Source organism: Streptomyces albicerus (genome assembly GCF_008905045.1).
In the GTDB taxonomy this organism is placed as follows: domain Bacteria; phylum Actinomycetota; class Actinomycetes; order Streptomycetales; family Streptomycetaceae; genus Streptomyces; species Streptomyces albicerus.
The window spans coordinates 140,919-153,482 of sequence record NZ_VWMY01000024.1 but is presented as its reverse complement, the minus strand read 5'-3'; the positions used below and the strand labels follow the sequence as shown (position 1 = coordinate 153,482).

Below are 12,564 nucleotides of genomic sequence, written 5' to 3'. Positions count from 1 at the left end.
GACGAGGCCGTTCAGGCCGATAGCGGGGGTCTGGGGGCGCAGCCCCCAGGGATGGGACGGGTAGGGGCGGCGGGGGCGAGAAAAACCCCCTCGGCCTACGGCCTCAGCGCCCGCAGCAGCAGGTCCGCCAAGTGATCAGCCACCTGCTGCGGAGTGAGCGGCCCGTCAGGCCGGTACCACGTCGACAAGTGGTGCACAGAGCCGAAGTGGTAGTCCACGACCAGATCCGCGGGCGTCGCCTTCGAGAAGACACCCGACTCCTGCCCCTCCTCGATCAACGCACGGAAGCGCTCGTGATAGCGCCGCCGCTCCGCCCGCACCTGCTTGTTCTTCTCCGGACTGAGATGGTGCATGGAGCGGAAGAAGATCGCCGCGTCGTCAAGGTTGTCGATCGTCGTGACGACGACGTCGGCGGCGGCACCCCGAAGCCGCTCCTCCACAGGCGCGTCGGCGTCGGCGAAGGCGTCGAGCCGCTCCTGCTGGACGCGCAGCACACGCGCGTACACCTCGTGGAGCAGATCGTCCTTGGAGCCGAAGTAGTGGTACAGCGCCCCCTTCGTGACACCGGCCGCCTCGACGATCTCCTGGACCGAGGTGCGGTCGTAACCGCGCTCGGCGAAGAGCCGGGTGGCGGCGGCCAGCAACCGCCGCGGGACGGGCGTACCGTCACCGTCCGTCGTCCTGGGCACTGCCGCCACCTGCCTTTCGAGTTTTTCAGCTTTCCAGCCGCTTTATGCTGTTTTGCGCCGTGCGCTACTGGTCACCCTGTGACCGGGAACGCAGTTCCCGACGGAGGATCTTCCCACTGGCCGTCTTCGGCAAGTCGGGCAGGATCTCGACCTGCCGCGGGTATTTGTAGGCGGCCAGTCTCTCCTTGCAGTACGCGGCCAGCGCATCGGGGTCCTCTTCGGCTCCCGGCCGCAGGCTGATGTACGCCTTGACGGTCTCGCCGCGGTACCCGTCGGGCACCCCGACGACGGCCGCCTCACGCACTGCCGGGTGGGTGTAGAGGACGTCCTCGACCTCGCGCGGCCACACCTTGAAGCCGGACGCGTTGATCATGTCCTTCTTGCGGTCGACGACGTAGAGCCAGCCGTCCGCGTCCATGAAGCCGATGTCGCCGGTGCGCAGTTCGCCGTCCGGGAAGGTCTCCGCGGTGGCCTCGGCGCGCCGCCAGTAGCCGGGTACGACCTGCGGTCCGCGTACGAGGATCTCCCCCTGCTCGCCGAAGGGCACCTCCGCACCCTGGTCGTCGACGATGCGTACGACGGTGTCGGGGCCGGGCACGCCGACGGCGAGCGTCCCGGAGGCCGGGTCCACCGGGGCTTCCAGGCCGGGCGGCACGGAGGCGCAGGGCGCGGTGCACTCGGTGAGGCCGTAGCCGTTGCGGATGTACGGCCCGAAGCCCGCCCGGAACTTCTCGACGAGCGCGGGCGGGACCGGGGCGCCGCCGGAGGAGATGTTCACGAAGGACGAGAAGTGGTCCGGGGTCACGGACGGGTGCGCGGCCAGCGCCATGAAGGCCGTCGACGGGCCGACCGTGTAGTGGGGCCGGTGCTCGGCGAACGCGTCGAGGACGACCCCCGCCTCGAAGCGGTACGCGAGGACGAGCGTGCCCGCGCTGTTGAGGCATGCGACGAACTGGCAGACCATCCCCGTGATGTGGAACAGCGGCGCCATCGCGAAGTACACGGGTGCCTCGGGCAGCGCGAGGCCGGTCCGCTGCCGCTCGGCGTTGTACATGATGTTGCCGTGCGTGTTGGCGGCTCCCTTGGGGGCGCCGCTGGTGCCGGAGGTGTAGCTGATCAGCGCGACATCCGACGGGCCGACGTCGCGGCCCTCGGGGGCCTTGAGACCCGCCCTCGCCACGGCCACCAGGTCGTCGGCGTCCGCCGCCTGCGGCAGCCGCTCGAAGCTCAGCACGCGCGCGTCGCCCCGCGTCTGGAGATCCAGTTCGCAGCCGGTCAGCACGATGCGTACGGGCGAGTCGGCGGCCGTCTCGCGCAGATACGACTCCCAGGCCCGGTCGGAGCAGATCAGCGCGGCGACCTCGCCGTCCCGCAGGACGTGGGTGACCTCCCCGGACTTGTACATGGGGTTGACGGGCAGGACGGTCGCGCCGGCCTTCCAGGCGCCGAGGACGGCGAGTACGAAGTGCGGCGAGTTCTGCAGCAGGACGGCGACCCGGTCGCCGCGCTCCAGGCCGCGGGCGGCGAGATGCCCGGCGACCGAGTCGCTCAGCTCGTCGACCTCGCGGTAGCTGAGGCGCCCGTCGAAGTAGACGAGGAAGGTGCTGTCCGGGGTTTCGGCGACGGCCCGGCGCAGGGCGTGCACCGCCGAGTCGGCGGGGCTGACGGGCGCGCGCTGGGCGTCGTTCAGGAGCGCGATCCACGGCTGGGCCGCGTACAGGGAGGTGGTCACCGGCCGTCCGCCTCCCACTTCTGCTGGATGTGGTTCATGTTCGTCAGCCAGCGGTCGGGGTCGGCGGCCCGCGCCCGGTAGTAGTCGGCGACCTCGGGGTGCGGCAGGATCAGGAAACGGTCCTCCTCGATCCCCGCGAAGAGGGCGTCCGCGACCACCTCGGGCTCGATGGCCGTGGGCTTGAGCACGAGGTCACCCGCGCTGCCCGTGCCCGCGAGCATGTCGGTGCGGACGCCCTGCGGACAGATCGCGTGGACCTTCAGACCGCGGTGCCGGTACGTGAGCGACAGCCACTCGGCGAAGGCGTACGCACCATGCTTGGTGACGCTGTAGGGGGCCGCGCCGACCATCGTGAGCAGCCCGGCCGCCGACACCGTGGAGACGAAACGGCCGCTGCCGCGCTCCAGCCAGTCGGGGAGCAGCTCGTGGGCCGCGCGGACGTGCGCCATCACGTTCACGTCCCACGCGAGCGCCCAGACCTGCTCGGGAGCCGCTTCCGAGCCCCCGGAGGCGAGCCCCGCGTTGGCGCAGTAGACGTCGACCGTCCCGCCGAGCGCCTCCCGGGCCTCACCAACGATCGCGGAGGCGTCCCCCGGAACCGCGATCCCACCGATCTCGTCGGCGACGGCCTTGGCCTTCGCACCGTCCAGATCATTGACGACAACCCGAGCCCCTTCGGCGGCGAAGCGCCGGGCCAAAGCGGCTCCGATCCCCCCTCCGGCTCCGGTGACGACCACTCCGGCATCCTGCATGGCTTCCACCATCGGTCCCCTTCGACACGACGAGAATCAGCTCCACTCCAACGCCAGACTAACCAGTCGGTATGTAAAGAGGGAAGGGAGCGATGTCCAGTAAGGGGCGCGAAAAGCTGCGCCCCTTCAGGGGCGCGGGGCTGTGTCAATTTGCGGCTCCGCCGCGTGGGCGCGACAAGCCACACTCGACCCGCAGCTTACGAACGACCGGCGGAAGCACTTAGCGTGCTCTTGCCAGCCTTCCGAAATCACGGAGGTCACATGCGCCGCCTCTCCAGACGTGGACTACTAGCCGCCACCACCGGCGCGGCAGCATTCTCGGCGGGCCCACCCGCCGCGGCCGCCGCACCGACGGCCGCCCGCCGCCTGCGGACCGGCTTCGACCGCCTGGCCGCCGACGGCTACACCCTGCTCGACGGCGACCGAGTAGGCATCGTCACCAATCCGACGGGCGTCACCAAAGACGCCCGCCACATCGTCGACGTCATGCACACCGACGACCGAGTGAACCTGGTGGCCGTCTTCGGCCCAGAACACGGCTTCCGCGGCACCGCACAGGCCGGCGGCTCCGAGGGTCGCTACGACGACCCGGCGACCGGACTCCCCGTCTACGACACGTACTTGAAGAGCGGTCAGCCGCTTGCCGACATCTTCACGGCCTCCGGCGTGGACACGGTCGTCTTCGACATCCAGGACGTGGGCGCACGCTTCTACACGTACATCTGGACGCTGTACGACTGCATGGAGGCGGCCAGGCTCGCGGGCAAGCGCTTCGTGGTCCTCGACCGGCCGAACCCGGTGACGGGGCGCGGCGCCTACGGACCCGTGCTGCACAAGGAGTTCGCGACCTTCGTGGGCCGAGAGCCGATCGCGCAGGCGCACGGGATGACGGTGGCGGAGCTGGCGCGGCTGTTCAACGGGGAGTTCCTCACGGCGCCGGTGCCGCTGGACACCGTACTGATGTCGGGCTGGAAGCGGTCGGAGTTCTACGACGCCTCCGGGCTTCCCTGGGTGCCGCCGAGTCCGAACATGCCGACCCCCGACACCGCCCTGGTGTACTCGGGGACGTGTCTCTTCGAGGGCACGAACCTGTCGGAGGGCCGCGGCACGACCCGTCCGTTCGAACTGCTCGGCGCGGAGGGCATCGACCGGCGATGGGCCGCTGAGGCGAACCGACTCGGGCTGCCCGGTGTGCACTTCAGGGAGGCGTACTTCGCGCCCACCTTCTCCAAGTTCCAGGGCAAGACCGTCGGCGGCGTACAGATCCATGTCCACGACCGGGCCGCGTACGACCCCGTACGCACCGGGATCGCGCTGCTCGTCACCGCCAAGGAGGTATGGAGCGGCTTCGCTTGGCGCTCGGACAACTGGATCGACAAGCTGACCGGCTCCACCCAGGTGCGCACGATGATCGACGCGGGCGCGACGGCCGACGAGGTCGTGGCGGCCTGGCAGGGGGAGTTGGCGGCGTTCCGGCGGGTGCGCGGGAAGTACCTCCTCTACCGCTGAGCCTTGAGTTCGGCACGGCCGGACCGGACCTGACGTATGGCCAACTCCCCCCGTCGGCGGGACGATGCCCGCAGATGGGCGGGTTACGGGGGCCGAAGGGGGCTCGTCATGGCGGATCCGGAAGTGGGCGTGGCTCCTTACTGGGAGCTGACCTTCGACGCGGACGGGGATGTGAACGGCAAACAGCGCGACCGGCTCGTCAAGGAAGCGGCGGAGCAGGGCGTCAAGGACCTCGTCGTCTTCGCGCACGGCTGGAACAACTCCCGGTCGGTGGCGACACGGCTCTACGACCGCTTCTTCGGGCCGATCCCCGGGCTCGCCCCCAACGCCCGACTCGGATACGTGGGGGTGATGTGGCCCTCGATGCGGTTCACGGACGAGCCGATCCCCGACTTCGAGCGGGCCGTGGCGGCGGCAGCGGGTCCGGTCCTGGACAAGGACACGCGGAACGCCCTGCTGGAGGTCTTTCCCGGCCGGGCCACCCTGATCGACCAGATCGCCCGGATGCTCGACCAACAGCCGGACGAGGAGGCCGCGTTGGAGGAGTACGGGCGGCTGGTACGACTTCTCGTCGAGCTGCGGGCCGAGGCGCCGCAGGCCGCGTTCGCCGCGGACACGCTGACGGAAGGGGCCTTACAGGTCGACCCGGAGATGTTCCTCGGGAACACGGCGGAGATGTGCCGCGAGTTCGCACGGGCGCTGGCGGCGGACCGACCCGGAGCCGACGGCGAGGGCGAGGGGGTCCAGGCCGAGTTCGGGCTCCCCCGCGTCTGGGACGGGGCCCATGAACTGCTGCGCCAGGCAACGTACTTCGCCATGAAGCGGCGCGCGGGCACCGTCGGTGAGCGTGGGCTCGGGCGGGTGATCGGGCGGCTCGCGCAGGCGGCGCCCGGGCTGCGGGTGCATCTCGTGGGGCACAGCTTCGGCGGCCGTCTTGTGTCGTTCGCGCTGCGCGGACTGCCCAAGGGTGTCCGGACCGTGAAGTCGGTGACCCTGCTCCAAGCGGCCTTCTCGCACTACGCGTTCGCCGCGCGGCTGCCGCACGACGCGCGGGGCAGCGGCGTATTGAACGGCCGACAGGACCGTATCGACGGCCCGTTGGTGTGCTGCTTCTCGCGCTTCGACTCGGCTCTCGGCACGATCTACCCGCTGGCCTCCCGTATGGCGGGTGACAGCCGCTCGGCTGCCGGCCTCGGGATTCCCCGCCTCCTCGGTGGCAAGTGGGGCGCGCTGGGCCACGACGGGGTACAGGCGGTGGCCGGCACGAAGGCGTTCAGGCTCGCCGACGCACTGCGCGCCAAGCTGCCGGTGTCGGGCTGTGTGAACATCGACGCGTCCACGGTGGTGAAACGCGGCGGACCCCCGTCCGGGGCCCACAGCGACATCTGCCACCGTGAGCTGGCCCAGATGGTGCTGGCGGCGGGCCGCATCCGCTGACCCGCCGCCAATCGCTCCGCCGGAAGTGCGGTGTTTCGTCCTCGGGTTCGTCGTGGCTGGTCGCGCCCACGCGGCGGAGCCGCAAATTGACACAGCCCCGCGCCCCTTCGGGGCGCTGCCGAACCGCACCGGACTTCGCCGGACCGGGCCCTAGGACGTCACCGGTGTGACGTGAACTCCACGACCTGCTGGTAGGTCGGCCGGTTCTGCCAGCTGATCTTGTTGTGCTTGATGCCGCCCAGCGTGCGCTGGTTGATCGAGTCGGCACACCACTGGTCGCCCGCCGAGCAGATCTCGTCGCCCGGGTAGACCTGGGCGGCGGTCCTGCCCGCCGCCTCCTTGAGCGTGCTGATCAGGGTGTCCCGGCAGGCACTGAGGCTGCCGTCGCCGCAGTACGTCTTGGCCAGGCCGCCCTGGACCGACTCACCGAGCACCGCCCGGATGTCCTTGTGGACGTAGCTCCACCAGCCGTACTGGAAGGAGCTTCCGGCGTGCGAGCCGGTGGGACCGTGTCCGGCCGACGGGGCCTCGTCCACCGGCAGGTTGTTGGTCATGGCGGTGTACAGGTCGCTGCCGAGGCCCGGTTCGAACTCGGCCTTCACCAGCAGCGGCCACCAGGCGTCCAGGATGCGGATCGCTTCGGCGTTGGCATACGCCTTCGAACCCGCCGCGGTCTCCTTGCGCTTGGCGCCTGCCGTCACCCAGTCGGACAGCTTCGTCACGGCCGCCGCGGCCGCCGGGTCGGTGACCGGCGAGCTGTTGACGACCTTCAGCAGTTTCGGCAGTACGTCCTCGGCGCGCAGATCGGCCAGCGCGGCGTCGGCCATCGCCTTGGTGAGGGATGCCCTGGTCACCCCGCCGGCCGTCACCAGCTTCTTCACCCGGTCCTCCAGGAGGTTGCCCCGGTGGACGGAGCCGTTGCCCCAGGGAGCCGTGGTGTAGTCCTTGGCCTGCTTGTTGTTCCAGGAGATGTAGTAGTCCTGGTCGATGGAGTTGGGGTGGGCGGACGCCGGGGTGTAGTCGGCGGTGTTCGTCTCCGGGGTCCAGTTCCGCCACTCGTACGCGGGCCGCGCCCAGGCGGGGAACTCGGCGTCGACACCGGTGGCGCGCACCGGGTTGTCGCCGCTGTTGTAGTACGCGGTGTGCTCCGAGTCCGCGTAGAACCAGTTGAAGGTGTAGTTGATGTGCTGCACGGCCTTCTGGAAGGTCTGCGGGCTCTTCACGTAGTCGGGGTCGTTGAGCATCTGGAAGCCGATGATCGAGTCGGCCTCGTGCATGAAGGACGAGCGCAGAGTGGTGTACGCGACCTTCTTGCCGTCGACCGTCGCGCGATGCGTCACCGGGCCGTACTTGGTGCGCCAGACCTGCATGCGGTACGAGCCGGCGGCGGTGCCGTCGGCGGTGGTGGGCTTCCAGGCGTTGGTCTGCTCGACCTTCTCCATGGGCGTGCAGGTGCCGCGGTAGAGGTAGTGGGTGTCGTCCTGGCACAGCTCGACCGCGTAGGTGTCGATGATGTCCTGGCCGGAGGTCGTGGCGCTCCACGCGTAGTCCTGGCCGCGGCCGAGTTCGACGTACATGCTCAGGCCGGCGAAGGAGGCGCCGCGGGCGCTGAGGCCCGGCCCCTGGATCTCCTGGAGCATGAGCAGCTGCGGCGCGAAGTAGCCGGTCTGCGGGCCGAAGACGGCGACCGGGTGGCCGCTGGCGGTGTGTTTGCCGCTGACCACGAGGGCGTTGGACATGCCGCGCTTCGCCGAACCGAGTGCGCTCGCCGTCGCCGACGCGGACGTCTTGGTGGCGCCGGCGGTGGCCGCGCTGCCGGTGCGGTCGTAAACGAGCGGCTCCTGGGTCACCGAGCCGGCGTCGGGCAGAGCCTCGCCCTGCGGGTTGTCCGGCTTGGAGGCGTACGGGAAGCTCTCGCCGTCGTGGAGGGTGAGCACCGCCTCGGGGTCGTTGCGTTCCCGGAAGGACTCCCAGACCTTGGTGCCCTCCTCCACTCCGTACTTGGACTGGGCGGCGAGCAGTGAGATGGCGTTGTTGACCTCGCCGCCGCCCCCGGAGCCGAAGAGTGCGCCGATGACGGAGGCGAGCGCGACCAGGTCGGTGAGTTTGAACTTCTCGATGGTCCCGGCGTTGGTGATGGAGTCCTTGTGGCCGGTCAGGACGTACTCGCCGGGGAAGTAGCGGCCGCTGTCGGAGGCGTCGATGTAGGCGTTGATGCCGTCGATGTAGGCCTTGACGTCGGCGAGGGCCTGCTGGCCGCGGGCGCCGTTCGTGGCGACCGCGTTGTCGATCTGGGCCTGCAGATCGGCCTCGGTGTACGGGGCGTGGCGCCAGAACTCCTGCTCCAGGCCCTGGTTGGAGGGGGCGCCGCCCGCGAAGGGGGTCAGTTTGCCGCGTCCGACGTGCCGGAAGACGTCCATCAGCCACAGCCGGTCCTGCGCGGCCGCGTAACCGGCGCCGAACTCCGTGCCGTAACGGGTGGTGCCTGTGATGTGCGGCACACCGGTCTTCTTGTCGCGGACGATCGTCACGTCGGTGCGTCCGGCGGGCTTCACGGTCGACTCGACCTGGTCGGCGGGGACCCCGAACGACGCGTCCTTGAAGAAGTCGTTGATCTTGGCGTCGGTGAGGCCGGAGTGGCCCGATGCCAGGTTGTTGTAGGGCGCGAGCTGGTCGTCCGCGTGGGCGGGCTGGCTGCCGAAAGCCTGGTTGAGGAGGATCTCCGCGAGAGTCGCGTTGCCGTTCTGGCCCGCCGGGAGGATGTCGGAACACTGACCGCCGCAGTAGTCGTTCGCGGCCACCGCCGCCTTTGTACCGGCTGTATCGGCGGCGGCCGCTTGGGAAAGCGGTGACAAAAGTCCGGCGATGAGGACGCATATGGATGCGGCCTTGAGGAACTTGGGAGTTCTGCGGGGAGTTCTCAGACTGACGAGGGTGATGCGTGGGGTACGCCGTGGCATGGGTGCTCCTCGCGACGGGGGGGGTGCGCCGGATGTTACCGCCGGTATCCCCGCGTCTGAAGATGAACATGCGTCACTTTTTGGCGTCGGAAGGGCCGAAGGAGCCCTGACGAACCGCCGACCGCGACGGCCGGCGGCCGAGAAGGCTCGGTGGACGGCCGAGAACCGACTGACGGGCGGTAAGAACCGCCTGGTTGGTGGCATTACGGCGGTCACCGAAAAAACAGATGGAGCCGAATCGCGTGTCGATACGTCTATTCGGCGACGTCCTTTCGACGACGCCGAAGTGACCGAAGTACAGGTGCAGGTGTGACGGAGGTGCAGGGCGATGGCCGGTTTCCGGAGTCTGGCGAGACAGGTGCGCGACCCGAGGAGCGATCTGGCACTGCGGCGCTATTCACTGCGAAAGTGCCTTGAGAGGTTTGCTCCTTACGGTCACCGGGCGACCTGGGACCATCTGTGCTCCCGGGCCGGGTTCGGTCCCGAGGACCGGTCCCCCGATCCAGCGCGGCTCGTGGCCGCACTGGACGAGCTGGAGGAGGCCCGCTCCGTCTGGCTCGCCTATGAGGTCGAGTTCGCGGAGCGCCGCAAGAAGGAAAAGCACGACGGTCTGCGCAGTCCCGGCAGCGTGGACGACTGGCACCGGCTCACCTGGGGCGGCTGCGGTGTCGCCTGGTGCGACGACCCGCGGGTCCACCCCCATGAGCCGCTGGCCGAGGTGCTGCGCCGGTTGATCGCCGCCCTTGAGCGCGAGCCGGGCGCCGTCTGCCCGGTCTGCTCGGGCGAGCGCCTCACATGGAAGTACGACCTGGCCCATGAACCGTCCTCGGGTCCGGTCTGCACGGCCTGCGGGATCGTGGTGCCGCGACCCGTTCTGACGCCCGAGGCCCTGGCGGAGGCCAGACGAGGGCGCATGCTGGTGTCGGTGGGGAGCTAGGCGTGCCGGGGGTGCGCCGGCGGAGCCGCACCCCCGCGCGAGTGGCTACGGCCTCTTGATCTCGGTGTGGATGGCGAGCTTGAACTCGGCGAGCATCAGGGGTGTGGAGATCTTCGCGTCCCCCGCGCCGCGCACGGATATCTTCAGGCCGACCGGTGTACCCGGGTGGACGAACATCTGCCACATGTACGAGCGGTACTGGCCGCCGCGGGTGGGTGCGATGTCGGTCGTGGCCGTCGAGTTGTAGCCCGTCGAGAGGTTCAGCGGGTCCCGGACGAAGCGCGCCCGGTATTCGAGATCGTTGGAGTCCGCCTCCCAGAAGACCAGCGCGGACAGCACACCCCAGCCGTCGTGGCTGGGCCAGATGAGACCTGAGCGGGCATCGGGGAACGCCGACGCGGTGTCGCCGCCGTTCGCCGGGTCGTGCATGTTCCAGGGGTCGTACTGCTCCTCCCCCGTGACGTACGGGAAGCGCACGAGGTGGTACCCGTCGCTGTCGTACGTGATCTTCTGGGCCCCCGTGTGCGCGGCTTCCCACTTCAGTGAGCAGATCGCCAGACTCATGGCCTGTTCCTCCTCGGGTCTTCGGCTGTCAGTGGTGCCTGGCACCATCGGGGGCATGGTGCAGGTCTGTCTGAACGGGGTGCGTGGGTCCGGCGACGGGGCGGTCGTGCCGTTGTCGCCGGGGGCGATGGCCGACTCCGCGGCGGAGGCCGTCGCGGTCGGGGCGTCGGACATCCATGTACATCCCAAGTCCCCCTGCGGGAAAGACACGTTGTCGGGGAAAGCAGTTGCAGCGACGCTCGAAGAAATACGTTCACAGGTTCGCGTTCCCGTCGGCGTGACCACCGGAGCATGGGCCGAGCCCGACCCCGAGGCCCGCGTCGCGCGCATCCGTGAGTGGACCGTCCTGCCCGACCACGCCTCGGTCAACTGGCACGAGCCGGGGGCGGAGGAGGTCGCCGCGGCGCTCCTCGAGCGTGGCGTCGGCGTGGAGGCGGGCGTCTGGTCCGGCACGGACGGGGCCGCGCGGTTCGCGGCCTCTCCGCTCGGGCCGCGGGTGCTGCGGGTACTGGCGGAGGTGACGGATCCGGATCCCGACTCGGCCAAGGACACGGCGCGGCAGCTCCTGACCTCACTCGGCGCCGCCCACGGCCGCCCCGTCCTGCTGCACGGGGAGGACGGCGGCGCCTGGCCCGTCCTCCGGCTCGCCGGCCGCCTCGGGCTTGCGACGCGGATAGGCCTGGAGGACACGCTGGTCCTGCCGGACGGTCGACGGGCTGTGTCCAACGCCCGGTTGGTGGTGGAGGGGTTGGCCGAGTACGGAAGGGCGCGGCGGTCGTCGTAAGGGCAAGCGGACCTTGGCGAGGTCCGCTGCGGTACCTCGCGCCCCTTTAGGGGCGCGAGGAACTGCGCGACCAGCCCCCACCGGCCCGCGGGTTCATCACGCTTCCAGCGGAGCGCATAGCAGCCCCAAAATCCTTCGCTCCACCCCTTTCCCGTACGGACAGTTGGGGGCGATGAAACCGAGCTGAGGAACCCCGAGGAGTCCCGCCATGTCGACGCTGCGCGTCACCGCCGAAGTGCTGACCGTCCACGAGCATCCGAACGCCGACGCGCTCGAACTGGCCCAGGTGGGCCTGTACCGAGCCGTCGTCGCCAAGGGCGCGTACCGCACCGGCGAGAGTGCCGTGTACATCCCGGAGCAGTCCGTGCTGCCCGAGGAGCTGATCGAGGAGCTCGGGCTGACCGGGCGGCTGGCGGGCAGCAGGTCGGACCGGGTGAAGGCGGTACGGCTGCGCGGTGAGCTGTCGCAGGGCATCGTCTGCCGGCCGAAGGCCCTTGCCGACGTCGACCTCGCGCGGGCCGCGGCGGACGGCACGGACTTCGCGGAGCGGCTCGGCATCACCAAGTGGGTGCCGCCGATACCGCCCACCATGGACGGCGAGGTCGAGTCGGCTCCCGGTCTACTGCCCTGGGTCGACATCGAGAACATCCAGCGCTATCCGGACATCTTCACCCCGGGCGAGGATGTGGTCCTGACGGAGAAACTGCACGGCTCGGCCTGTCTGCTCACGTACTTCGCCGAGGACTGTCGCGTCCAGGTCTCCTCGAAGGGCTTCGGCGCCAAGTACCTGGCCCTGAAGGAGGACCCGCGCAATCTGTACTGGCGCGCGATCCACGGCCACGGCGTCGCGCAGACCGCGGCCCGGCTCGCCGAGCGGCTCGGGGCGCGCCGGGTCGGCGTCTTCGGCGAGGTGTACGGAGCCGGCGTACAGGACCTCACGTACGGCGCAGACGGCCGCCGCGAGACGCTCGGGTACGCCGTCTTCGACGTGTCCGCGGAGATCGACGGCGAGGTCCGCTGGCTGGATGCGGCGGAGCTGCTCGACGGCGAACTGCCGCTCGTGCCACGGCTCTACGAGGGCCCGTACGACATCGAACGCGTCCTGGAGTTCGCCTCCGGACGCGAGACGGTCTCCGGGCGGGAGCTGCATCTGCGCGAGGGGGTCGTGATCCGGCCCGCCGTCGAGCGGTACAGCCCGGT

At 69.9% G+C, this 12,564-nt stretch carries 10 protein-coding genes; 5 read left to right on the top strand and 5 right to left on the bottom strand.

Annotation, left to right across the window (positions count from 1 at the left end):
* Nucleotides 1–95: 95 nt before the first annotated feature.
* From GAS53_RS22905 to GAS53_RS22895, 3 genes are all read right to left on the bottom strand, one after another.
* Nucleotides 96–689 carry a TetR/AcrR family transcriptional regulator gene (locus tag GAS53_RS22905; RefSeq protein WP_151479540.1) on the bottom strand — a complete coding sequence of 198 codons (594 nt, stop codon included), beginning with the start codon at nt 687–689 and terminating at the stop codon, nt 96–98.
* Nucleotides 690–753: 64 nt separating this feature from the next.
* Complete coding sequence (locus GAS53_RS22900) at nt 754–2,421, bottom strand: class I adenylate-forming enzyme family protein (protein WP_151479539.1); 1,668 nt, start codon at nt 2,419–2,421, stop codon at nt 754–756.
* Complete coding sequence (locus GAS53_RS22895) at nt 2,418–3,185, bottom strand: SDR family oxidoreductase (RefSeq protein WP_151479538.1); 768 nt, start codon at nt 3,183–3,185, stop codon at nt 2,418–2,420. The genes GAS53_RS22900 and GAS53_RS22895 overlap by 4 nt, the downstream gene beginning before the upstream one ends.
* 249 nt (nt 3,186–3,434) lie before the next feature.
* Here GAS53_RS22895 and GAS53_RS22890 point away from each other — a divergent pair, with 249 nt between their 5' ends.
* Both GAS53_RS22890 and GAS53_RS22885 read left to right on the top strand, forming a co-directional pair.
* Nucleotides 3,435–4,682 (top strand): exo-beta-N-acetylmuramidase NamZ family protein, encoded by a 1,248-nt coding sequence (locus GAS53_RS22890; RefSeq protein WP_151479537.1) that lies wholly within the window; start codon nt 3,435–3,437, stop codon nt 4,680–4,682.
* A 108-nt stretch (nt 4,683–4,790) separates the two neighbouring features.
* Nucleotides 4,791–6,119 (top strand): serine-threonine protein kinase, encoded by a 1,329-nt coding sequence (locus GAS53_RS22885; RefSeq protein ID WP_151479536.1) that lies wholly within the window; start codon nt 4,791–4,793, stop codon nt 6,117–6,119.
* A 158-nt stretch (nt 6,120–6,277) separates the two neighbouring features.
* Here GAS53_RS22885 and GAS53_RS22880 read toward each other — a convergent pair whose 3' ends face one another.
* Nucleotides 6,278–9,079 carry a penicillin acylase family protein gene (locus GAS53_RS22880; protein WP_151479535.1) on the bottom strand — a complete coding sequence of 934 codons (2,802 nt, stop codon included), beginning with the start codon at nt 9,077–9,079 and terminating at the stop codon, nt 6,278–6,280.
* 328 nt (nt 9,080–9,407) lie between these two features.
* Between GAS53_RS22880 and GAS53_RS22875 the strand changes: the two genes are divergently transcribed.
* On the top strand, nt 9,408–10,016 hold the full coding sequence (locus GAS53_RS22875) for a hypothetical protein (protein ID WP_151479534.1): 609 nt from the start codon (nt 9,408–9,410) through the stop codon (nt 10,014–10,016).
* Between the two features lie 45 nt (nt 10,017–10,061).
* Here the strand turns inward: GAS53_RS22875 and GAS53_RS22870 are convergent, their stop codons facing one another.
* Nucleotides 10,062–10,580, bottom strand: coding sequence for a hypothetical protein (locus tag GAS53_RS22870; protein WP_151479533.1), 519 nt, complete (start codon nt 10,578–10,580; stop codon nt 10,062–10,064).
* Nucleotides 10,581–10,635: 55 nt separating this feature from the next.
* On the opposite strand from GAS53_RS22870, the gene GAS53_RS22865 reads away from it, so the two are divergent.
* Complete coding sequence (locus GAS53_RS22865) at nt 10,636–11,364, top strand: 3-keto-5-aminohexanoate cleavage protein (protein ID WP_192583240.1); 729 nt, start codon at nt 10,636–10,638, stop codon at nt 11,362–11,364.
* 208 nt (nt 11,365–11,572) lie between these two features.
* Nucleotides 11,573–12,564, top strand: a 992-nt coding sequence (locus GAS53_RS22860) for an RNA ligase (ATP) (RefSeq protein WP_151479569.1), incomplete at its 3' end; no start/stop codon positions are given.